We start from the raw sequence: 21440 nt of genomic DNA, 5'->3' as shown, positions 1-21440 counted from the left end.
ATCCCATGGCTTCCCCACCGCCCCCGATGGCATGCTGACGCTGTGAACGGTCCCGAAATCCATGTGAAATTCCCGCCTGAGCTGCACCTCTTCATCGCGGCCGGCCGCACCCCGGCCGGCACCCGCGTCGTCACCGACGGGGCGTCGACGCTCGGCCATGTCATCGAGTCCCTGGGCGTCCCGCTCACCGAGGTCGGCCGGCTCGTCGTCGACGGCCGGGAGGTCCCCGTCTCCCACATCCCGCAGGCGGACGAAATCGTCGAGGTACGCGCCGTCCAGCGCCCCCAGCAGGTCCCCGGCGCACCCCTGCGGTTCCTGCTCGACGTCCACCTCGGCACCCTGGCACGACGCCTGCGGCTGCTCGGCGTCGACGCCGCGTACACCAATGAGGACCCCGGCGACGCCGCACTTGCCGCACTCTCGGCAAAGGAGCGGCGGGTCATGCTCTCCCGCGACCGCGGCCTGCTCCGGCGCCGGGAGATCTGGGCCGGCGCCTACATCTACAGCGACCGCCCCGAGGACCAACTCCACGACGTACTCAGGCGCTTCGCCCCCGCCCTCGCTCCCTGGACCCGCTGCACCGCCTGCAACGGCCAACTGACGACCGCCGACAAGGACTCGGTCCAGGAACAGCTCGAACACGGCACCCAGCGCACCTACGACGTCTTCGCGCAGTGCACCTCCTGCGGCCGGGTCTACTGGCGCGGGGCGCACCATGCCCGCCTGGAGGCGATCGTCACCAAGGCGCTACGGGAGACCGCCGGCTGAGGGTGGCCGCCCGTCTGCGGCCGGGCGGCTCGGGGTGCTGCCGGTGCCGGTGTCGCTCAGCGGTGCTCGGGGTTCGCGGAGTCCGCCCGGCAGCCCGCGTCCCACTCCGTGCGCTGGTTGCCACGGGCCGGGATGCCGCCCGCCGCCTTGAGCATGGCGGCGATGTGCATCAGGTTCCAGGTCATGAAGGCCGTATTGCGGTTGGTGAAGTCGTTCTCCGGGCCGCCCGAGCCGGGGTCCAGGTAGGAGGGGCCGGGCCCGGCCTCACCGATCCAGCCCGCGTCGGCCTGGGGCGGGATGGTGTAGCCGAGGTGCTGGAGGCTGTAGAGGACGTTCATCGAGCAGTGTTTGATGCCGTCCTCGTTGCCCGTGATGAGGCAGCCGCCGGCCCGGCCGTAGTAGGCGTACTGGCCGCGCTCGTTGAGGACGCTGGAGCAGGCGTAGAGCCGTTCGATGATCTGCTTCATGACGGAGCTGTTGTCGCCGAGCCAGATCGGGCCGCAGAGGACGAGGATGTCGGCGGCCGTCACCTTCTCGTACAGCCGCGGCCAGGCGTCGGACGCCCAGCCGTGCTCGGTCATGTCGGGCCAGACGCCGGTGGCGATGTCATGGTCGATCGCGCGGATCACCTCGGTGGTGACGCCGTTGCCCTCCATGATGCCGCGGCTCTTGCCGATCAGGCCCTCGGTGTTGCTGGTCTCGGGGGAGCGCTTGAGGGTGCAGTTGATGAAGAGGGCGCTGAGGTCGTCGTAGCGCAGGGCCGGGGGCATCGGGGACTCCTTGCGGCGGGCGGGCGGATGCGCGTCCTCAGCCTGCGGCTGCGCGCCGCACCGGGCCACCTGGAGAGCCCCGAATGTATGAGCCCGAAAGTGCGAGCCCGCGCATGAGCCCGGGACACCGCCCCCGGCCATCTGCCCGCCCCGCATGTGATGGGGTGATCCCCACGAGGCAATCGGACCACGGATGCAAGGGACACGACCGGTGACATCGGGCTCGACCACCCCCTACGACCACCGCGGCGCACAGCTGCTCGCCCTTCTGCTCGGCGGCGCGGCACCGGGCGACGCCGGGCGGATACGCCATCGGCTGGGGGAGGCGGAGCCCCGCTATCTCACCTGGGTGCGCCTCGGTGACGAGGCCCGTGCGCAGGCGATCGCCGATCCGGACGCCCGCGTACGGCGGGAGGTGGTCCGGGCCGACGGGCTCACCGAGGACGATCTGACGGCGCTGCTCGAACGGCCCGATCCCGTGGCCGACCAGGCCGTGTACGAGCACCCGGCGGCGCTTCCCTGGATGCGGCGCCGCATTCTCGAGCCCGGCCGGCACCCCGACCCCACTGCCCTCAAGCCCCTGTTGGACCGGATCCGGGCGACCGTCCAGGACCCGCCCGGGCTCGCCCACTTCGTCGCCGCGGCCGTGGTCAGCGACGTACCCGAGGTGGCCGAGTACGCCCTGCGTACCCGCGGCCCGGCGCTGACCACCGCGGAACAGCTGCGCGGCGTGCTGTCGCTGCTCCCGCACCCCGAACGCCTGCGGGCCCTGCTGGATTCCCCGGCCGACAACGCCTCAACAGCACTGCTGCGTACGCCGGTTGCGGAACTCGCCCGCGCCGCCCTCGGGACGGAGGACGGCGGTGAGCGGCTGCGCGCCGCCGTCACCGACGCCGAGGGAGCCGAGGGGCTGATCGCCGGCCTTCGGGCGGGCGAGGAGTCCGGGCCCGTATGGCGGCGGACCCTGGACTGGGATGCGCTACTGACGGCACATCAGGAGGCTTCGCTGCCGGAGTCGGCCGTAGGTGCCCTCGCCGCCCACCCGGGCTGCCCCGAGCCGCTGCTCGCCGACCTCTACCGGGCCCACCCCGCCGCCGTGGCCGACGCCGCCCGCCCCTGCCCCGCCGTACTGCGCGCCGCGGCCCACACCCCCGGCCACCCCGAACTCGCCCGGCTCGCCGCCGCCCTGGACCGGGCCGACGAGGCAACCGGGTCGGCCGTCCTCGATGCCGTCAGCCCCGCCCGTACGGCGGTGAGCACCCTCGTGGAACTCGGGACCGGCGCCCCCGCCGCACCCCTGCGCGCCCTGCTACGCCGTCACCTCGGCGCCGACCCGCGCCGCTGGGCCACCCTGCGCACCGCCCTGTCCCGCTACCAGGGCACCCTCGCCGACCTCCTGGCAGACATCGCCGACGGTACGGTCCCCGAACCTGCGCCCACCGCCAAGGTGCCCGCCCTGACCAAGCCGTACCGCTACCTGCTGTACGCCGCCGAGCCCGACGACCTGCGCGACCTCCTCCCGCACCTCCCCGACGAGCTGCGGCACGCCCTGCTCGGCAAGGGCGCGCTGCCGGCCCATGCCCTCGACACCGCGCTCGCCGCGGCCGATCCCCGCGCATGGGCCGCCATCGGGGGCAATGTCGCGCTCGGCGCGCGTGATCTGCGCCGGCTGACGGAAGGCGATGAGCCCACGGTCAACGCGGCCGTGTACCTCAACCAGAAGGCCACCCTGTCGCTGCGCCGTGCGATCGCCTCCGGCGTGCCGCGTACCCCCGGCCGCAGCGATCTGCTCCCGCTCGACGCCGGCCTGCGCGCCGCACTCCTCGCCGCCAAGGACAAGTTCCTTCTCACACCGGCCGTGACCAGCGGCGATCCCGAACTCGTGCACCGCGCCTGGCGGCACCTCCCTGACGCGGCGCTGCGCTTCGCGGTGGTCCGGGTGTGGGAGCGCGGCGGCCCGGACGCGGTACGCCGGCTGGTCGGCCTGCTCCCCGAGGCCGTCCAGGGGTGGCAGCTGGTCCAGGACACCCTCGCCGCGCTCGACCACCGCGACGGCGTGGCCCGCCTCCGGGCCGGCATGGAACCGTACGAGGACACCGGCCGGCTGCCCGGCCTCTTCGCGCAGCCGCGCGGACGCAACGCCACCCGGCGACTGATGCGGACCATCGTGCACGAGCCCTATGCCTACGACTTCGCGCGCCTGATCGCCGCCCATCACCGGCACACCTTCCAACCCGAGCCCCTCGAGGAACTCCTGCGCCACGAGGACGTCGACGACGAGATCCGGTGGGCGCTCACCGCGGCGAGGCCCCAGCGGGAAGCGGACGATGCCCAGGACGGAGCATTCGAGCCGATCGCGTATCTGCGCGCCGCGTCGTGGCCCGGCCCCTCCCGCTGGTTCACCGACGCGGTACGGCAGGGCTCGCTCGCCGCCGAACGGCTCGTCGACACCGCCCGGCCCGCGGCGGCGGTCGTGGCGAGCCTCCACGAAAACTGGCACGCATCGCAGGTCACGGCGGCCCGCCGGCACGCCATCGGCCTCGCACACGAGCACCTGGCCGGCCACCCCGAGGCCTGGGTCGTCGCGCTCAACCTCCTCGGCACCTTCACCGGTACGCTCGCCGAGCTGATCACCGTCGCCGCGCAGGTGGCCGGCCCCAGGCCGGACGCGGAGGAACTGGCCCGCCTCGACGCGAGCCGGCACGCCGCCGACGCCAGGGCGGCCGCCCAGGAGCCCGCGCCCGCACCGCCCTCGAAGCAACCCCGCTACGTCGACCGCCATCGCCTGGACCGGACCCTGGACACCGAGGCCGCGGTGACCGCCGCCGACCTGCTGCGGAGTCTCGTGCCGCACGCGCCGCTGCCCACCGACCCCGTCGTCCTGAAGAAGCTTGCCGACACCGACTCCTCCCGCATCCCCGGGCACCGGCACCCCGGCTGGCTGGACGAGGCCTGCCATGCGCACGGCACCCCCGAAGCCGCCGAGCTGCTGGCCTCCCGGAAGGGACCCGCCTACCAGCACTTCGACGGATCCGACCGGGGCGCCACCAAGGAACTGGCGGCCTGCCGCACCGGCCATATCGCGCCCAGCGAGATGGTCGCCCGGCGGCCCGCCGCCGAACTGGCCCCGCTGCCCGACGCCTGGCTCAAGCGCGGCAGGGTCGCCGCGCAGCTGCGCGCCGTACGCCGCCTGGCCGCCGACCGGCTCGGCGCCGACCCCGGGCGCTGGCTGCGCGCGCTCGTGGCCATGGACACCGAATGGGCCGAGCGGCCCTTCGCCGAACTGCTGGACCATGCCGACACGGACGATGCCGACGGCGCGGCCCGGACAGCCCCCCTGACCCTGACGCCCGCCGCGGCCGGGCTTCTGCTCCATGCGGACGCCGACGCCCTCGCCGCCGTGATGACGCAACTGGCCTGCGGGGCAACGGCCACACTGACCGAGAAGGCATGTGCGCGCAACCATGTGACCGCCGCCCTCGTCGACCATGTCTTCGCCCGCGGCGACCGGACCGCACTGCTCACCCTCGCCGGAAATACGTACGCCGCCAGGTGCCACCCGGACCTGCGGTGGCGCCTGCTGACCCTCGACGACACCGCCCTCAACTACGCGATGTACGCCCGGTCCCCGGTCGAGATCCGCCGGGTCATCCTCTCCCGCCGGCCTCAGGGGCGTGCCGTCACCGGCCCCGACGACCTCCTCCCGCTCGCCCCGGAGCTGCGCACACGGCTGCGCGTCTCCCTCGGCAAGAGCTCTCTGCAGGACGACCGCTTGGCGGTTGAGGCGGCAGACTCCCACGTCGTCGAGGGTGCTCTCGCGTCCTTCGGCACACAGCTCCCGCTCTTGGACCATCTCCTCGCCGCGCGCAACTCGCTGCGCCACGGCGGCCCGGACCATCTGCGCTCACTCATCGACCGGGGCCTGCTGAGCACCGGTGCCGCCAAGGCCGCCACCAAGGCGCTGGCCGCGCCCGACCCGGACGCGGTGCTCACCGCCCGGCTCGACCGTGAGCTGAGCATGGAGCGGCTGGTCACCAGGCTCCGGACCTGTAAGAGATACCTCGAGGAGCACAAGATCCTGGGCCTTCCCTACGTCCGCGACTGGGACGTCCTGCTCCGCGCGCAGGAAGAGAAGCCTTTCCCGCGGGCGGCCTGGGATGCGCTCCGCGGCCTCCCGGACGCTCCGGAGGAGGTGGCGTCGGCCTCCCTCGACGGCGCTCTCGCCCGGAGCAGCCCCCGCCTGGCCCGCGCGCTCATCGCCGTCCCCGGCAGGTCGGACAGGCGCGAGGAGTTCGGGGTGACGCTGGACTCTCTCCTCGAACGCGGCCTGCTCACCCCCGGCGACCTCGTCCACCGCGCCGAAGGCGCCAACACCGTCCTCCATTACCTCGCCGAGGCCAGCCTCCGCCAGGAACTCCCCGCCCCGATGCGGACCGCGGTCCAGGACGCCACCAAGGAGCTTGCCGCCCTCGCCGCGCAGCACCTGGGCACCGACCACGCCGCCTGGCAGCGGCTCTTCGCCGCGATCACCGGCTACGACACCAACTGGCCGATGCCCGGCTCGCCCGTCACCGTCGGCGCCCTGCTCGCGCACGCCGCCAAGGAACCGCTGGGTTGAGGGAGTCGAGGAAGGCGAGCTTTCCGGACGCGCGGATCGGACCCGAGTGGGGACGGCGGCGGATCGGCGCGTTCCGTGACGCGGCGGCGTTCGAGCGGTTCGCGGCGGTCTACGAGGAAGCGATGGGCCGGCTGCCCGAACCGGACGAACAGCGCATGGTGCAGACGGCCTTCGGGGCGGTCCGGGTGTACCGGTTCGGTACGGGGGAGGGCGTGCCGCTGGTGCTGATGCCGGGCCGGGGCTCGTGCACTCCGCTGTGGCGGACGAACCTGGCGGGGCTGACCCGCGGCGGGCGCACGGTGTGCGCGGTCGACGGGCTCGGGGAGCCGGGGTGCAGCGTGCAGTCCGCGCCGCTGACATCGGGCGCGGACCAGGCGGCGTGGATCGACGAGATGCTCGCGGGCCTGGAACTGCCCGCCGCGCATCTGCTGGGGGTGTCCATCGGAGGGTGGCCGGCGCTCCAGGTGGCCATCCACCGCCCGGAACGCCTCGCCTCCGTCATCACCCTGGATCCGGCGCACTCCTTTGCGCGGCTGAGCTGGAAGATGCTCGTGGTCTCGCTGGGCAGCGTGATCCCGGGCATGCCGGAGCGGCTGCGCAACCGGCTCCTGGGGTGGATCTCGGGCGGTATCGACGACGCCGGGGACCCTATCGAGGGCCGGCTGATCGCCTCCGGAATGCGTGACTTCACGACCCGCTTCCCGGCCCCGGTCCTGCCCCGCGACGACGAACTGCGGGCCATCGGCGTGCCCGTACTGGCCCTGATCGCGGGCAGGAGCATCGCGCACGACCCCGACAAGGCCGCCGCGCGGGCACGTACGGTGCCCGGCGGTACGGTCGAGGTCTGGCCCGACGCCTCGCACGCGATCAACGGGGAGTTCCCGGAGCGGATCGCCGATCGGGTGGAGGAGTTCCTCGGCACGGTCCGGTGACGAGGCGCGACGGCAGGGCCCGGTGCGGCGGCGGGCCCCGCCGTCGCCGCCGCTCACGCCGTCGCTGCGCCCGGCACCCCCGCAAGCCATTCGCCCGCCGCAGCGACCGCCGCCTCCGCGGCCGGCAGATACCCGAGCGCCCCCAGGAATCCGTGGAAGGTGCCGCCGTGCTCGTCGACACGGGCCTCGACGCCCGCCGCACGCAGGGCCTCGGCGTACGCGCGCCCCTCGTCCCGTAGCGGATCGCACTCGGGCAGGACCAGCAGGGCGGGCGGCAGTCCGGTCAGGTCCGGGGCGAGGCCGGGGGAGGCGTACGGGTGGGCGGGGTCGCCGTCGGGGCCCAGGTACTGCTCCCAGTACCAGCGCATATGGGCCGTGGTGTGGAAGTAGCCGGTGGCGTAGTCGGCCGCCGAGTCGCCGGCCAGGCGGTGGTCCAGGGCCGGGTAGAGCAGGAGTTGGGCGGCCGGGGCCCGGCTGCCGCGGTCGCGGGCCATGAGGGTGACCGCCGCGGCGAGCCCGCCCCCGCTGGAGTCGCCGCCGACGGCCACCCGGTCCGGGTCACAGCCCAGCCCGGCCGCCTGCGCGAAGGCCCACCGGGTGGCCGCGTACGCATCCTCGGCGGCGGCCGGGAAGCGGTCCTCCGGCGCGCGACGGTAATCCACCGACATCACCAACGCGCCGCTGCGCAGGGCGAGTTCGCGGCACAGGCCGTCGTGGGTGTCGAGGTCGCACATCACCCAGCCGCCACCGTGGAAGAAGACGAGGAGGGGGCGGGGGCCGGTGGCTTCGGCCTCGGGGCGGTAGAGGCGTACCGGGAGGGCGGGTGCCCCGGGCGGCCCGGGGACGCTGCGGTCCTCCGTCGCGACCCCCTCCCGGACGGGCCGGCCGGCGCCGGCGCCCGTGGCGCGGCGCAGCGAGGCGGCGTCCAGCGGCCCGCGCGCGGGATCGGGAAAGTTCGCCGTCATCGCGTCGCATATCTGGCGGGCTGCGGGGGAAAGCGGGTCGGGGGCTCGGGATCCGGTTGCGGCGGTCATCAGGTGGTCAGTCCTCCGTCCACGGCGAATTCGGCGCCGGTGATGTACGCGGATGCGTCCGAGGCCAGGAAGCGCACCAGCTCCGCCACCTCGTCCGGTTGCCCGATGCGCCGCAACGGCACCCGCGGGTACTCCTGTTCGCGGCGCTCCGGGCCCAGCACGCTCGCCACCATCGGGGTGTCGATCATTCCCGGGTGCACCGAGTTGACCCGGATCCGGTCACCGGCCAGGTCGATGGCGGCGGACCTGGTCAGGCCGCGCAGCCCGAACTTGCTCGCCCCGTACGCCGCGTGCTGCGGCAGGCCCTTGAGCCCGGCCGTCGACGAGATGTTCACGATCGAGCCGCCGCCCGCCGTGCGCAGCGCCGGAACCACCGCCTTGATGCCGAGGAACGCGCCGAGCAGGTTGACGCGGAGCAGCAGCGCGAAGTTCTCCTCGGTCTCGGTGTCGACGGGGGCGGTGCGCCACAGGGCCGCATTATTGACGAGGATGTCCAGCCGGCCGAAGGACTCCACCGCGGTCTCGGTGACGGTCGCCCATCCGGCGGCCTCCGTGACGTCATGCCGGACGAAGACGGCGGCGTCGCCCAGTTCGGCGGCGACCGAGCGGCCCTCCTCCTCGCGTACATCGGTGATCACCACGCGCGCGCCCGCCTCGGCGAACAGCCGCGCCTCGACCGCGCCCTGGCCCCGCCCCGCGCCGGTGATCACGGCCACCTTGCCGTCGAGGCGCTGCCCGCCGGCGCTCATGCGCGCTCCTCGAGGGCACGGAAGTGCGGGAGCACCGTCTCGCCCCACTGGCGGATGGTCTCCATGCACGCCTCCTGCGGCACGGTGCCCATCTGGATCAGGCACATCACCTCGTCCACCCCGATCTCGCGCAGCTGCTCGACATAGGCGATGGCGTCCTGCGCGGTGCCGTACGCGTGCTGCGCGTTGTAGGCGCCGGTGTCGTTCGGGCGCGCCGGGATGTTCGCCTCGTGCAGCTTGGCGACCAGCCGCTCGCGGCCCTCGGCCATGGCCGCCACATGGTCCTCGCCCTCCTCGTCACCGGTGGGCGCGGGGCCGTTGCCGTACCAGTGGGCGATGGACTCGGCGAAGAACCGCTGGCCGCGGGTGCCGATCCGGTACGCCGCGGCCGCGTCGTCCAGCACCACGGTCGGGCACAGCGCCGAGAAGTGGTTGTTGACCTCGGTGGAGACCAGCCGGTCACCACCACGGGTGGCGACCGCCTCGTCGTAGACCTTGCGCATCTCGCGTACGTCATCGGCCCCGGCGAAGCCCATCACCAGCGCGCCGATGCCCAGTTCGGCGGCGAGCTTGAGGGTGTCGTGCTTGCTGCAGGCCATGAACAGCGGCGGGTGCGGGGCCTGTACGGGGCGGGGCAGGATCGCGCCGGGGCCGATGTCGATCGACCCGTGCCACTCGAACCGCTCCTCGCGCCAGGCGTTGGCGAAGATCCGCAGCGCCTCTTCCATCTGCGGGTAGGTGTCCGCGGGGTCGACCCCGTACATGGACATCTCCTGCTTGGTGGCGCCGCGCCCCGCGCCGATGTCGACGCGTCCGCCGGAGAGCACGTCCAGCATGGCGGCCCGCTCGGCGACCCGTACGGGGTGCTGGTAGCCGAACGGCATGGTCACCACGCCGTGCCCGATACGGATGCGGGAGGTCCGCGCGGCGACCCAGGTGAGGAAGATCTCGGAGGCGCTCATATGCGCGTACTGGGTCAGCGCGTGGTGCTCCACCGCCCAGATGCGGTCGAAGCCCATCTCCTCGGCGTACACGGCCTGTTCGACGCAGTCGCGGATGACCTGGTGTTCGCGTTCGGGGGTGGGGTGGGCGAGCTGAGCCTCGAAGATCATCGAGAACTTCACGGAACTGCCTCCTGGTTGCTGCGGCTACAGCAGAAGTTATTTCTAATAGGAATATGTCTAGCAGGAATAGGAGGGGTGGGGGAAGTGGAATGGGCGATGTCCGTCCCTCCGGGCCCTCCGTCCCTCCGGGCTCCGTCCGGGAGGTGCCCCACTTCCGGGGCGGACGCGGACCGTAGACTGCGGAACGTGACGGACAAGAAGGCGAGCGGCGCAAAGGCCGGTGAAGACGGGCGCCCGGCGCTGCCGGCAACGAGTTGGGCGGTGCTGGGGCTGCTCTCGTTCGGCGAGGAGCTGTCCGGCTACGACCTCAAGAAATGGTCGGACTGGTCGCTGCGCTTCTTCTACTGGAGCCCGTCCTTCAGCCAGATCTACGGCGAGCTGAAGCGGCTGGAGAAGGTCGGCTATGTCACCTCGCGGATGGTCGCGCAGGAGACCGGCAACCGCGACAAGCGGGTCTATCTGATCACCGACGAGGGCATGGAAGCGGTCCGCCACTGGGCGCGCGAGGCGTCGGTGGAGCCCCCGGTCCTCAAACACGGCGTCATGCTGCGGCTCTGGCTCGGCCATCTGCTCGAGGGTGACCAGATGCGCGAAGTGCTCGGCCGGCACCGGGAGTACGCGGAGACCATGCGGCAGCGCGCCGAGGTCGACGCGGCGGGCGCCCGGGAGAAGGAGGAGTGGGCCTACCCGTCGCTCGTCCTGAAGTGGTCGGAGCGGTACTACGCCTCCGAGCGGGATCTGGCCGACGCGATGCTGGCCGACCTGGAGGAGATGGGCGAGCGCGGCGGGACGGGCGAGAAGGGGCGCAGGCTCCCGTAGGCGCGGCGGAAGTAGAGCAGCGGATCGGCGTCCCGGACCCGGTCCGCGGGCGTGAGTGCGGTGACCCGGCCCAGCGCGATGACATGGTCGCCGCCCGGCAGGGTGTCCACCAGATCGCACTCGATTGTCGCCGGCGCGGTGGTCAGCAGCGGCGCGCCGTTGAGGCCCGCGCGCCAGTCGACGCCGGTGAACTTGTCCCCGCCGGTGACCGCGAACCGGCGGCACAGCTCCTGCTGGTCGGCCGCGAGGAGATTGACCGCGAACCGCCCGGCGGCGCTGATCTTCGGCCAGGTGGTGGAGGTCTTCGCCGGGCAGAAGCACACCAGGGGCGGGTCGAGGGACACCGACGCGAAGGACTGCACCGCCATACCGGCGGGCCGTCCGTCGGGCCGGCGCACGGTGATTACCGCGACGCCGGTGCAGAAGCTGCTCAGGGCGTCGCGCATGGCCGCGTCGTCGACGCGGGGCGCCGGGGCGACGGGCGGCGCGGGGGTGTCAGGGGTGAGGATGGACATCACTGCCTCCCAGGTTATTCCTACTAGGTATATGCCTAACCGAAACACTGTGATTGGATACCGGCCACGTCCGCACGTCAAGTAGGCGGCACCGCACGGGACCGCGGCCGCCACCTCCGAGCAAGGGAGCGGGAGGCCATGACCAGCGCACACACCAACCACCAAGGGCCGCCTGACCAGTTGGCGCCGGTCGCGTCGGAGCCGGCCACCATCGCGCGGCTGGTGCAGTACGCCGCCGAGGCGTACGGGGACCGGGAGGCGCTCGCCGACGGCGAGGTCCGCTGGACCTTCGCCCGGCTGGCGCAGGAGATCACCGCCGCGGCACGGGCCGCCCTCGCCCACGGCGTACGGCACGGCGACCGGATCGCCGTCTGGGCCCCCAACAGCCGCCAATGGATCACCGCGGTCCTCGGCGCCGTCTCCGTCGGCGCCGTCCTCGTCCCCCTCAACACCCGCTACAAAGCCGCCGAGGCCGCCGACATCCTGCGTCGCAGCGGCGCCCGCCTGCTGTTCACCACGCGCGGATTCCTCGGCCGCGACTACGCCGCGATGCTGCACAACTCCGGTGAGGACCTTGGCCGGTTGAGCGACACGGTCATCCTGAGGGACGACGCCGACCCGGCCGAGGACACCCCGTCGACCACGACCTTCGACGCCTACCTGGCGGCCGGCCGCGCCGTCACCGACGCCGCGCTCACCGCCCGTACCGACGCGGTCGGCCCCGATGACCTCGCCGACATCCTCTTCACCTCCGGCACCACCGGCCGCCCCAAGGGCGTGATGGCCACCCACGGCCAGACCCTCCGCGTCTTCGACACATGGTCCCGCCTGGTCACCCTGCGCACGGGCGACCGCTACCTCCTCGTCAACCCCTTCTTCCACACCTTCGGCTACAAGGCCGGCATCCTCGCCTGCCTGCTGCGCGGCGTCACCATGCTGCCCGAGCCGGTCTACGACACCGACCGCATCCTGCGGCGCATGGCGGATGAATCGGTCAGCGTGCTGATGGGCCCGCCGACCGTCTTCCACGGCCTGATCCACCACCCCGAACGCGACCGCCACCCGCTCACCGCCCTCCGGCTGGCCGGGACGGGCGCCGCCACCGTCCCCACCGAACTCGTCCAGGAGATCCGCGAGGTGCTCGGCGCCCCGGACGTCTTCACCGCCTACGGCTTGACCGAATCGGCCGGAGTGGTGACGGTCTGCCCGACCGACGCCGACGCCTGGACTGTCGCGCACACGGTCGGCCTGCCGCTGCCCGGTACGGAGCTGCGCATCGTCGACCCGGCCGGGGAGCCGGTGCCCACCGGAGAGCCGGGCGAGGTGGTCGTCCGCGGCTACCACGTCATGCCCGGCTACCTCGACGACCCGGCGGCCACCGCCCGGGCCATCGACCCCGACGGCTGGCTGCACACCGGCGATGTCGGCGTGCTGGACGACCGCGGCTTTCTCGCCCTCACCGACCGGATCAAGGACATGTACGTCGTCGGCGGCTTCAACGCCTACCCGGCGGAGGTGGAGAAAGTGCTGCGCGGGCACCCCGCCGTCGCCGACATCGCCGTCGTCGGCGCCCCCGACGAACGGCTCGGCGAGGTGGGCGTCGCCTTCGTCGTGCCCGCCGCGGGCACCGTCCCCGACCCCGACGAGCTGACCGCCTGGACGCGCGAACGACTGGCGAACTTCAAGGTGCCGCGCCACTATCACCTCGTACCCGAACTGCCCCGCAACGCCGGCGGCAAGATCCTCAAGGGCGAGCTGCGCCGCGCGGCGAGGAAAGGAGAACCCGGCGCATGAGGCTGACCGAGGAACACCAGGAACTCCGGGCCGCCGTACGGGCGTTGCTCGTCCGTCACCCTGGTGAGACGGCCTGGCGGCCGCTGACCCGGCAGATCGGGGTGGCGGGGCTGGCGGTGCCCGAGGAGTACGGGGGAGCGGGCTGCGGCGCTCTCGAAGTCCACGTCGTCATGGAGGAGTTGGGGCGGACGCCGGCTCCCGTACCCTTCCTCGGCTCGGCGGTGCTGACGACGCAGGCCCTGCTCGCCGCGGGGGATGCGGAACTGCTGCCGGGGCTGGCCGAGGGAAGCGCGGTGGGGGCGCTGGCCTGGGCGGAGGGCGGGTCGTGGGAGCCGGATGCCGTACGGGCCGCCGCGCGCCGGGGCCCGGACGGGTGGCGGCTCACCGGTGTCAAGGAGCACGTCCTGGACGGGGCGGATGCCGATGTCCTGATCGTCGCCGCCCGCGCGGAGGCGGGGATCTCGCTGTTCGAGGTGGCGGTGGATGCGGCGGGGCTGGGGCGCGAGCGGCTGGTGCCCATGGACACGTCGCGACCGCAGGCGCGCATCGTCCTCGACGGGGTTGCGGCGCGCCTGATCGGTACGGAAGGCAACGGCGACCGCGTGCTGCGGCAGGTCCGGGACCTCGGGTGTGTGGCGCTCGCCGCCGAGCAGGTGGGCGCGGCGGAACGCTGCCTCGAGCTGACCGTGTCCTACGCCCAGGAGCGCGTGCAGTTCGGCCGCCCCATCGGCTCCTTCCAGGCCGTCAAGCACCGGCTGGCGGATGCGTACGTACAGGTGGAGGCGGCGCGATCGGCCGCGCTGGGCGCCGCCTTCGCGGCCGCCGAGGGCGCACCGGAGCTGCCCCGCTACGCGGCCGTCGCCAAGTCGGCCTGCTCGGAGGCGTTTTCGGCGGTGGCGGGGGAGATGGTGCAGCTGCACGGGGGGATCGGCATCACCTGGGAGCACGACGCCCACCGCTACTTCAAGCGGGCGCACGGGGACGGGCAGCTCTTCGGCGCCCCGGCCCGGCATCGTGAACGGCTCGCGGAGGAGCTGGGGTTGCTCGTGTGAGCCGGAGCCGCTGATCGGGCGCCCCGCCCCCGTCGTACCGGGGTCAGTCCCGGGGTGCGGGGGCGGCGAGCGTCAGGTCCCATACACGGATGCCGTCACCGGAGTTCGTGACGGCGACAGGCCTACCGGCTATCTCGGTGACCATTTGGAGGTGGTGGCCGGTGAACGGCTCCCCGAGCTGTTCACCGCGGGCCAGGTCCCACACACGGGTGGTGCCGTCGTTGCTGCCGGTCACGGCGATGGCCCGCCCCGCGACGGTCGCGGTGCCCAGCGTCTGGATGCTGTCGGTGTGGCCCGTCATGGGCGATCCCACCGGCTCCTGGCGCGCCAGGTCCCACACCTGCAGCGCGTTGCGGTCGTCGCCGCCGGCCACGACCACGGTGCGACCGTCCATCTCGGTGATCGCGAGGGCTCTGACGACGGGCTCGATGCCGGTCAGCGGCTCTCCCAGCCGCTCCTCGCCGAGGATGTCCCACACCTCGACGAAGGAGTCGTGCCCTCCGGTGGCAGCAAGCGGACGGCCTCCGATGCGGGCGGCGCCCATGCCCCCGTTGTAGCTGCCCTCGATTTCCGCGAAGCATTCACCGGTGGTCAGATCCCATGCCAGCAGCTTCCCCTCCTCGCAGCTGCTGACCCCGAGCAGCCCTCGCTCGTACGCAACCGTGGTGAGCGAGCCGACGCCCAGACCGTGGCCGGTCAGCGTCTTGCCTATCTTGCGACCGGTACGCAGATCCCAGACCCGCACGGCACCGCCCATGCTTTCCTCGTCGAAGTGGGAAAGGTCGAACCGCCCGCCGCCGGTGACGATCACGGGCCGTCCGTCGAGATACGCCGCCGTCAAGAGGGAGACGGTCTGCCCGGCGTTCGTTTCGCGCACCTGGCGCCAGTCCTCGTTCTCCTTCTCCTCGTCGTCCTCCAACAGGCCGACCTCGCGGTACCAGTCGTCCTCGGGCCGGGCCGCGTCGAGTTCCAGAGGGCGTTGCGCGCATTTCCCGCTGCGCAGATCGCAGGTCCACAGAATTCCGTCGACGTCCACGCTGACCACCACGAGAACACCGTCGAGTTCGATGACGGATGAGGTGTCCTGGAAGCCGTGGGTGTGGCCGGCGAAGCCGCGCATCATTCGGTGATCAGTCATGCTTCGCACCCTAACTGCTGCCACTGACAGTCCAGTTGTCCCCTGCCTGCCCTCGCCTGCCATGACAACTAGGCACCTGCTAACGTAAATTGGCATGTGCTGGAGGCTGCCATGAAAGACCCCGCGCCGACCGGCGACGCCCTCGTCCGCATGCTGGCGACCCTGTCCAATCCCCACCGGGTGCGCGTCATCGCCGCGCTCCAGGAAGGGCCGAACTACGTCAGCCAACTGGCCCGCGAGCTGGGCATCGCCCGAGCGCTCCTTCAGGTCCATCTGAAGAAGCTCGAGGCGGCCGGCCTGGTCTCCTCGCGGATCCAGGTGTCGGACGACGGCAAAGCCATGAAGTTCTACGAGGTGAACCCCTTCTCGGTTCATCTCACACCCGAACGGCTCGCCACTGCCGTGGAGACGCTGACCATCGAGAAAGGACCGTCACGATGAAGTACCACCAGTGGCAGGAAATCATAGGGACCATCGGGATCTTCGTGCTGCTCACCGTCACCGTCGTCACCGTCATCTGGCAGGTGGCGATCAGCCAACGGGCCAAGGCGCAGCTGGCCAGGGAGGGCGAGTACCGCAAGCTCGTCGCAGCCGGTACGGCGGGGCAGGAGCGCATCGAGCGGCGGCTGGAGGCGATCGAAAGGATCCTCAAGGACGTCGAGTAGACCAAGGAGCCGGACCGGGCGGTCGGACCGAGCAGCCCCGTCTGCAGCACCTCGCAAACCCGGCCGTGGGGCCGTCGAGCGGCAACTCGACGGCCCCGTAACGGCGGCCGGACCACCCCGCCGACAGGCGGGTTCCACAGGATCGATCCACCAGGAACAGGAGGGTAGTTCATGCTGCCCGAAAACAAACCAGGCGCCCGGCCGGGCATGGTCGCGACCGTGGCCGGATGGTCCACACGCCATCGCACGGCGGCGATCGCCGGCTGGCTGGCGCTGGTCGTCCTCGCCCTGCTCGCCGGTGCGCCGGCCGGCGGCGAGGGGGCCCATGCCGTCGACCCCGGAGAGGCGGGGCGGGCCCAGCAGCGGGTCGATGCCCAGCGCAGCGGCGACTCCATCCGGGAGAACGTCCTGATACGGGGGCGGAACGCCGGCCGGTTCGCGGACGACCCCGAACTGACCTCTACCACCAGGGACTTGGTGGCCGAGATGCGCCGCACCCCGCACGCCGTGAGCGAGGTCGGGTCACCGCTCGGCGCGCACGGCGCCCACTGGATCTCCCGCGACGGCCGCTCCGGCCTCGTCACCTTCGAAGTCCGCGGTCCGGACGAGCAGTTCGAGGACCACTACGCGACCGCCGAGCGGGCTGTCACGGCGGTACAGAAGCGCCACCCCGGCGTACGGCTCCTCCAGGCGGGCGACAGCAGCCTTTCCGACGCGGTCAACGACGGCATCAAGGGCGACCTGAAACACGCCGAGACGACGTCCCTCCCGCTCACCCTGCTCATTCTGCTGGCCGTCTTCGGCTCGCTGATCGCCGCGGGGATACCGCTGCTGGTCGCGGCGACCACCGTCGCGGCCACCTTCGGCCTCCTCCAACTGATAGGCAAATGGGTGCCGTTCAACAGCGCGGCCTCCGCGATCGTGCTGCTGATCGGCATGGCCGTCGGCATCGACTACTCGCTGTTCTACCTGCGCCGGGTACGGGAGGAACGCGCCGCCGGGCACGACGTGCGCGAGGCGCTGCGGATCACGGCGGCCACCTCGGGCCACGCCGTCGTCGCGTCCGGACTGACCGTGATGATCTGCATGCTCGGCCTGCTGTTCACCGGCGTGGACGTCTTCAAAGGCCTGACCGCGGGCACCGTGCTGGTGGTCGGCCTGGCGGTGCTCGGCTCGGTGACGGTGCTGCCCGCGCTGCTCGCCGCGCTCGGTGACCGGGTCGACTCGGCGCGCGTCCCGTGGCTCGGCAAGCGGATGACGGTGCCCAAGGAGTCCCGGTTCTGGGGCGGCGTGGCACGGGCCGTCGTACGGCGCCCCCTGGCGGCCGGGCTGTCGATGGCCGTCGTCCTGGTCCTCATGGCCGTCCCCGCGCTGGGACTCCGCCTCCAGGACGCGGCGGTGACCGCCAGCCTGCCGCCCGGCGCCTCGGCCGCGGTGGACGCCGCGCGGGAGATGCAACGGGCGTTCCCGGGGGCGGCGACGGCCGCGCGGGTCGTCATCGACCGGACGGACGGCATGCCCGTCGACGGACCCCCGGCACGCAAGGCCCTCGACGCGCTGCACCGCCGGGCCGCCCACAGCCAGGGAGCCCTCCACGAGCCCATCACCGCGCTGCCGGTGGGGAACACCATGGTGATACGGGTGCCGCTCGGCGGCGCCGTCACCGACCCGGACGCCGACCGCGCCCTGGCCACCCTGCGCGACCACGCACTCCCCGCCACCTTCGGAACGGTGCCGGGCGTCAGGTACGCCGTCACCGGAAAGACCGCCGTCCCGCACGACTTCGCGCGCCAGGTGAACAGCAGAACGCCCCTCGTCCTCGGGTTCATTCTCGCCCTGGCGTTCCTCCTGCTCGCCGTGACGTTCCGGTCCTGGACCCTGCCCCTGGCCTCGATCCTGCTGAACCTGCTGTCCATCGGGGCCGCCTACGGAGTGCTCGTGTGGGTGTTCCAGGACGGCAACCTGGAATCGGCGCTCGGGTTCACGTCCTACGGCGGCGTCGTCAGCTGGCTGCCGCTGTTCATGTTCATCGTCCTGTTCGGGCTGAGCATGGACTACCACATCTTCATCCTCAGCCGGATCAAGGAACGGTGGCTCGGCGGCGCCACACCCCGGGACGCCGTGGTCTCCGGCATCGCCGCCAGCGCGGGCGTGGTCAGCAGCGCCGCCCTCATCATGACCGGCGTCTTCCTGGTCTTTCTCACGCTGTCGGCCATCGAGTACAAGATGCTGGGACTCGGCATGGCGCTGGCGGTGCTGCTGGATGCCACCGTGGTGCGGGGGGTGCTGCTGCCCGCCGCGATGGTCCTGCTGGGCGAGCGGGCCTGGCGTAACGGGCCCGCGGCGCCTCGTACGAGAAGACGCCGCGGGCCCCGGGAAGCGCGCCAGGCCCCGTCGTCGAACTAGTCCGCCAGGACGCGGGCCCGGCACTCGGCCGGCGTCCCCCACGCGTCCCGTAGGGCGCGGGCCTTGCGGATCCAGAGGGAGAGGTCCAGCTCCTCGGTGTAGCCGAGTGCGCCGTGGAGCTGGAGTGCGGTGCGTGCTGCCGCGTACGCCGCCTCGCCGGACGCCACCTTTGCCGCGGCGAGGTCGCGGCCCGCCGAGGGGGCGCCCGCCGCCACCGCCAGCGCCGCCGCATGCACCAGGGGCCGGGCGAACTCGAGGCCGATGAGGGTGTCGGCGAGCCGGTGTTTGACCGCCTGGAAGGAGCCGATGGCGACCTGGAACTGGGTGCGTTGTTTCACGTATGCCACGGTCTCGGCCAGCAGGGCGCGGCCCAGACCGAGGGACTGTGCCGCCGTGGCCAGCCGCGCGACATCGGTGGCGTGCGCGGCGGCCGCGGCCACCGCCGGGCCCTGGGCGAGCAGGGTGCCGTCGAGGGGGCGGGCCAGCCGGCGGGCCGGGTCGAGGGAGGGCTGGACGGCGCCGTGGCGTCGGGTGATACGGACCTGGTCGTTCTGGACGGCGAACACGGCGTCGGCGGCGTCCGCGTCCAGCACGTACGGGCCCCCGATGCCGAGGCTGACGACGGCGTCTCCGGTGGCGATCCGCGGCAGCCACTCGCCGGCCGCCGCCTCCTCGCCGAGCCGGTCCAGGAAGGCCGCCGCGGCCACCGTCTCCGCCAACGGACCCGGCACCGCATGACGGCCCAACTCGCCGAAGGCCACGGTCAGTTCGACGGGCAGCAGTCCCGTCCCGTCGTGTTCCTCGGGGACGGCGAGCCCCCAGACCCCCGCCTCCGCGAGCCGCGCCCACAGGTGGCGCCCCGGCTTGTGGTCCCCGGATGCCCAGGCCCGTACGGCGGCCGGGGTGCCGGACGCGCCGAGCATGCCGTCCAGAGTGCGGCCGAACTCCCGCTGCTCATCGGTCAGGAGGAACCGCATCACCGGCGTCCCTTCGGCAGGCCGAGCAGCCGCTCGGCGATGATGTCGCGCTGGATCTCGTTGGTGCCGGCGTAGATCGGTCCCGCGAGGGAGAAGGTGTAGCCCTCGGCCCAACTTCCGTGTGAGGGGGCCTCGGCGGCGTCGTCGGCCAGGGTGCCGTATGGGCCGAGCCGGTCCAGTGCGGTCTCGTGCAGGGCGATGTCCAGCTCGGACCAGAAGACCTTGTTCAGGCTCGACTCGGCGCCGATCGAGCTTCCGGCAGCGATCCGGGAGGCGTTGGCGTAGGTGAACAGCTGGTAGGCGCGGGCGCCGATCACGGCGTCGGCGACCCGCTCGCCGAGCACCGGGTCCGGGGCCTCGCGCCACAGGGCGGCCAGCCGGTCGGCCGCCGCCGTGAAACGGCCCGGACTGCGCAGCGTCAGCCCGCGCTCGTTGCCCGCCGTACTCATCGCGACCCGCCAGCCCTGCCCCGGCTCGCCGATGACGTCCGCGTCGGGGACGAAGACCTCGTCCAGGAAGAGCTCGGCGAAGGCGGGCTTGCCGTCCAGGCGGCCGATGGGGCGGACCGTCACCCCCGGCGCGTCCAGCGGGAACATCAGATAGGTGAGCCCCTGGTGGGGTCTGGGCGTGGCCGGGTCGCTGCGGAAGAGGCCGAAGGCGCGGTCGGCGAAGGCGGCCCGCGACGACCAGGTCTTCTGGCCGCTCAGCAGCCAGCCGCCCGCGGTCCGTACGGCCGTCGAGCGCAGCGATGCCAGATCCGAGCCCGACTCCGGCTCCGACCACGCCTGCGCCCAGATGACCTCGCCGCCCGCCATGGGGCCCAGGACGCGGGCGCGTTGCTCGTCGGTGCCGTGCTCGAAGAGGGTGGGGGCGAGGAGGTTGATGCCGTTCTGGCTGACCCGGCCGGGCGCGCCGGCGGCGTAGTACTCCTCCTCGAAGATCAGCCACTCCAGGATCGACGCGCCCCGGCCGCCGTACTTTTCGGGCCAGGAGACCACCGACCAGCGGTCCGCGGCGAGTTGGTGCTCCCACTCGCGGTGGGCGGCGAACCCCTGCTCGGTCTCGAGTGAGGGGAGGGGCGTGGCGGGTGTGTGGTCGGCGAGCCAGGCGCGGGCCTCGGCCCGGAATGCGTCCTCGTCGGCCGTGAAGTCGAGATCCATCACGCACCCGCCTCCTTCATCGCTTTGACGTCCATGCCGCCGAGCGGGTCACTGGCCGTCTCGGCGTTGTGCGCATGCGCGAGGTGGTGCAGGCCGAACACGGAGTCCAGGCCGGTGTGCAGGCCCTGGAGATCCTCGGCCTGGTTGACGGCACGCTTGGTCAGGGCCAGCCCGAGTCGGGGCATCTCGGCGATGCGAAGTGCCAACTCCTCGGTGCAGCCGGTGAGTTCGGCACGCGGTACGACGCGGTTGACCATGCCCACCTCGTACGCCCGCCGCGCGCTCATCCGGTCCCCGGTGTAGAGGAATTCCTTGGCGATGCGCGGTGGCATCACCCACGGGTGCGCGAAGTACTCGACGCCGGGGATGCCCATGCGGACGACGGGGTCGGCGAAGAAGGCGTCGTCGGAGGCGACGATCAGGTCGCAGATCCAGGCGAGCATCAGCCCGCCCGCCACGCACGCCCCTTGTACGGAGGCGATGACGGGCTTGGGCAGCTCCCGCCAGCGGCGGCACATACCCAGATAGACCTCGGACTCGCGGGCGAACCGGCTCTCCGCCCCCGTCTTGTCCGAGTGGTCCCACCACAGCCCCGCCGCGCGGTCGAAGGGGAGGTGGGCATCGCGTTCGGGCGTGCCGATGTCATGGCCCGCGGAGAAGTGCCGGCCCTCGCCGGCCAGCACGACGACCTTGACGTCGCTGTCGTCCGCGGCGCGGTAGAAGGCCCGGTCGAGGGCGTAGGTCATCGCGGAATTCTGGGCGTTGCGGTAGTCCGGCCGGTTCATGGTGACGGTCGCGATCGGCCCCTGGCGTGCGTACCGCACGGGCCCGTCGTCGTGGGCAGCGGTCATTCCCCGCCCCTCCTTCCCTGACAAGCTTCCCTGCCAAGCATTCCCTAACAAGTGTTTGGTAGGTTAAC

At 72.5% G+C, this 21440-nt stretch carries 18 protein-coding genes; 9 read left to right on the top strand and 9 right to left on the bottom strand.

The window, feature by feature from the left end:
- Positions 1-42: 42 nt before the first annotated feature.
- Positions 43-768, top strand: a complete 726-nt coding sequence (locus AB0D04_RS06815) for a Mut7-C RNAse domain-containing protein (RefSeq protein ID WP_362700112.1) — start codon at positions 43-45, stop codon at positions 766-768.
- A 56-nt stretch (positions 769-824) separates the two neighbouring features.
- On the opposite strand, the gene AB0D04_RS06810 is transcribed toward AB0D04_RS06815, so the two are convergent.
- The gene (locus tag AB0D04_RS06810) at positions 825-1538 is read right to left on the bottom strand and encodes a flavodoxin family protein (RefSeq protein ID WP_362700110.1); all 714 of its coding nucleotides are present in this window, start codon (positions 1536-1538) and stop codon (positions 825-827) included.
- A 211-nt stretch (positions 1539-1749) separates the two neighbouring features.
- On the opposite strand from AB0D04_RS06810, the gene AB0D04_RS06805 reads away from it, so the two are divergent.
- A complete protein-coding gene (locus tag AB0D04_RS06805; RefSeq protein WP_362700108.1) occupies positions 1750-6156 on the top strand; it encodes a hypothetical protein in 4407 nt (1468 codons plus the stop codon).
- Positions 6153-7088 (top strand): alpha/beta hydrolase, encoded by a 936-nt coding sequence (locus AB0D04_RS06800; protein ID WP_362700106.1) that lies wholly within the window; start codon positions 6153-6155, stop codon positions 7086-7088. The genes AB0D04_RS06805 and AB0D04_RS06800 overlap by 4 nt, the downstream gene beginning before the upstream one ends.
- A 53-nt stretch (positions 7089-7141) precedes the next feature.
- On the opposite strand, the gene AB0D04_RS06795 is transcribed toward AB0D04_RS06800, so the two are convergent.
- The 3 genes from AB0D04_RS06795 to AB0D04_RS06785 are packed head-to-tail and all read right to left on the bottom strand — an operon-like array spanning position 7142 to position 9995.
- Entirely contained in the window at positions 7142-8122 is a 981-nt protein-coding gene (locus AB0D04_RS06795) for an alpha/beta hydrolase (RefSeq protein WP_362700104.1), read from the bottom strand.
- Positions 8122-8871 carry a glucose 1-dehydrogenase gene (locus AB0D04_RS06790; protein ID WP_362700102.1) on the bottom strand — a complete coding sequence of 250 codons (750 nt, stop codon included), beginning with the start codon at positions 8869-8871 and terminating at the stop codon, positions 8122-8124. Before AB0D04_RS06790 ends, AB0D04_RS06795 begins: the two co-directional genes overlap by 1 nt.
- Positions 8868-9995 carry an LLM class flavin-dependent oxidoreductase gene (locus AB0D04_RS06785; protein ID WP_362700100.1) on the bottom strand — a complete coding sequence of 376 codons (1128 nt, stop codon included), beginning with the start codon at positions 9993-9995 and terminating at the stop codon, positions 8868-8870. Before AB0D04_RS06785 ends, AB0D04_RS06790 begins: the two co-directional genes overlap by 4 nt.
- Positions 9996-10181: 186 nt before the next feature.
- Between AB0D04_RS06785 and AB0D04_RS06780 the strand changes: the two genes are divergently transcribed.
- Positions 10182-10814: a PadR family transcriptional regulator gene (locus AB0D04_RS06780; RefSeq protein WP_362700098.1), complete on the top strand. Its 633-nt coding sequence runs from the start codon at positions 10182-10184 to the stop codon at positions 10812-10814.
- Here the strand turns inward: AB0D04_RS06780 and AB0D04_RS06775 are convergent.
- Positions 10715-11329: a flavin reductase family protein gene (locus tag AB0D04_RS06775; protein WP_362700096.1), complete on the bottom strand. Its 615-nt coding sequence runs from the start codon at positions 11327-11329 to the stop codon at positions 10715-10717. The genes AB0D04_RS06780 and AB0D04_RS06775 overlap by 100 nt on opposite strands.
- A 138-nt stretch (positions 11330-11467) precedes the next feature.
- On the opposite strand from AB0D04_RS06775, the gene AB0D04_RS06770 reads away from it, so the two are divergent.
- On the top strand, positions 11468-13123 hold the full coding sequence (locus AB0D04_RS06770; protein WP_362700094.1) for a FadD3 family acyl-CoA ligase: 1656 nt from the start codon (positions 11468-11470) through the stop codon (positions 13121-13123).
- Positions 13120-14175 carry an acyl-CoA dehydrogenase family protein gene (locus AB0D04_RS06765; RefSeq protein WP_362700092.1) on the top strand — a complete coding sequence of 352 codons (1056 nt, stop codon included), beginning with the start codon at positions 13120-13122 and terminating at the stop codon, positions 14173-14175. The genes AB0D04_RS06770 and AB0D04_RS06765 overlap by 4 nt, the downstream gene beginning before the upstream one ends.
- Positions 14176-14218: 43 nt before the next feature.
- Here the strand turns inward: AB0D04_RS06765 and AB0D04_RS06760 are convergent, their stop codons facing one another.
- Positions 14219-15313, bottom strand: coding sequence for a hypothetical protein (locus AB0D04_RS06760; protein WP_362700090.1), 1095 nt, complete (start codon positions 15311-15313; stop codon positions 14219-14221).
- A gap of 111 nt (positions 15314-15424) precedes the next feature.
- Here AB0D04_RS06760 and AB0D04_RS06755 point away from each other — a divergent pair, with 111 nt between their 5' ends.
- From AB0D04_RS06755 to AB0D04_RS06745, 3 genes are all read left to right on the top strand, one after another.
- The gene (locus AB0D04_RS06755) at positions 15425-15754 is read left to right on the top strand and encodes a winged helix-turn-helix domain-containing protein (RefSeq protein ID WP_362700088.1); all 330 of its coding nucleotides are present in this window, start codon (positions 15425-15427) and stop codon (positions 15752-15754) included.
- A complete protein-coding gene (locus tag AB0D04_RS06750) occupies positions 15751-15978 on the top strand; it encodes a hypothetical protein (protein ID WP_362700086.1) in 228 nt (75 codons plus the stop codon). Before AB0D04_RS06755 ends, AB0D04_RS06750 begins: the two co-directional genes overlap by 4 nt.
- A 171-nt stretch (positions 15979-16149) precedes the next feature.
- Entirely contained in the window at positions 16150-18384 is a 2235-nt protein-coding gene (locus AB0D04_RS06745; RefSeq protein ID WP_362700084.1) for an MMPL family transporter, read from the top strand.
- Here AB0D04_RS06745 and AB0D04_RS06740 read toward each other — a convergent pair.
- The 3 genes from AB0D04_RS06740 to AB0D04_RS06730 are packed head-to-tail and all read right to left on the bottom strand — an operon-like array spanning position 18381 to position 21372.
- Entirely contained in the window at positions 18381-19361 is a 981-nt protein-coding gene (locus AB0D04_RS06740) for an acyl-CoA dehydrogenase family protein (RefSeq protein WP_362700082.1), read from the bottom strand. The two genes, AB0D04_RS06745 and AB0D04_RS06740, sit on opposite strands and share 4 nt — an antisense overlap.
- Positions 19361-20521 (bottom strand): acyl-CoA dehydrogenase family protein, encoded by a 1161-nt coding sequence (locus AB0D04_RS06735; RefSeq protein ID WP_362700080.1) that lies wholly within the window; start codon positions 20519-20521, stop codon positions 19361-19363. The genes AB0D04_RS06740 and AB0D04_RS06735 overlap by 1 nt, the downstream gene beginning before the upstream one ends.
- The gene (locus AB0D04_RS06730) at positions 20521-21372 is read right to left on the bottom strand and encodes an enoyl-CoA hydratase (RefSeq protein WP_362700078.1); all 852 of its coding nucleotides are present in this window, start codon (positions 21370-21372) and stop codon (positions 20521-20523) included. Before AB0D04_RS06730 ends, AB0D04_RS06735 begins: the two co-directional genes overlap by 1 nt.
- Positions 21373-21440: the final 68 nt, after the last annotated feature.

Source organism: Streptomyces sp. NPDC048483, from assembly GCF_040651455.1.
In the GTDB taxonomy this organism is placed as follows: Bacteria; Actinomycetota; Actinomycetes; order Streptomycetales; family Streptomycetaceae; genus Streptomyces.
This window is presented reverse-complemented; position numbering and strand designations above follow the sequence as displayed.

Excerpts from the sequence above, each read along its gene's own strand:
- AB0D04_RS06810 (WP_362700110.1), bottom strand. The coding sequence starts at position 1,538 with ATGCCCCCGGCCCTGCGCTACGACGACCTCAGCGCCCTCTTCATCAAC.
- AB0D04_RS06795 (WP_362700104.1), bottom strand. The coding sequence starts at position 8,122 with ATGACCGCCGCAACCGGATCCCGAGCCCCCGACCCGCTTTCCCCCGCA.
- AB0D04_RS06790 (WP_362700102.1), bottom strand. The coding sequence starts at position 8,871 with ATGAGCGCCGGCGGGCAGCGCCTCGACGGCAAGGTGGCCGTGATCACC.
- AB0D04_RS06775 (WP_362700096.1), bottom strand. The coding sequence starts at position 11,329 with ATGTCCATCCTCACCCCTGACACCCCCGCGCCGCCCGTCGCCCCGGCG.
- AB0D04_RS06770 (WP_362700094.1), top strand. The coding sequence starts at position 11,468 with ATGACCAGCGCACACACCAACCACCAAGGGCCGCCTGACCAGTTGGCG.
- AB0D04_RS06765 (WP_362700092.1), top strand. The coding sequence starts at position 13,120 with ATGAGGCTGACCGAGGAACACCAGGAACTCCGGGCCGCCGTACGGGCG.
- AB0D04_RS06760 (WP_362700090.1), bottom strand. The coding sequence starts at position 15,313 with ATGACTGATCACCGAATGATGCGCGGCTTCGCCGGCCACACCCACGGC.
- AB0D04_RS06755 (WP_362700088.1), top strand. The coding sequence starts at position 15,425 with ATGAAAGACCCCGCGCCGACCGGCGACGCCCTCGTCCGCATGCTGGCG.
- AB0D04_RS06750 (WP_362700086.1), top strand. The coding sequence starts at position 15,751 with ATGAAGTACCACCAGTGGCAGGAAATCATAGGGACCATCGGGATCTTC.
- AB0D04_RS06745 (WP_362700084.1), top strand. The coding sequence starts at position 16,150 with ATGCTGCCCGAAAACAAACCAGGCGCCCGGCCGGGCATGGTCGCGACC.
- AB0D04_RS06740 (WP_362700082.1), bottom strand. The coding sequence starts at position 19,361 with ATGCGGTTCCTCCTGACCGATGAGCAGCGGGAGTTCGGCCGCACTCTG.
- AB0D04_RS06735 (WP_362700080.1), bottom strand. The coding sequence starts at position 20,521 with ATGGATCTCGACTTCACGGCCGACGAGGACGCATTCCGGGCCGAGGCC.
- AB0D04_RS06730 (WP_362700078.1), bottom strand. The coding sequence starts at position 21,372 with ATGACCGCTGCCCACGACGACGGGCCCGTGCGGTACGCACGCCAGGGG.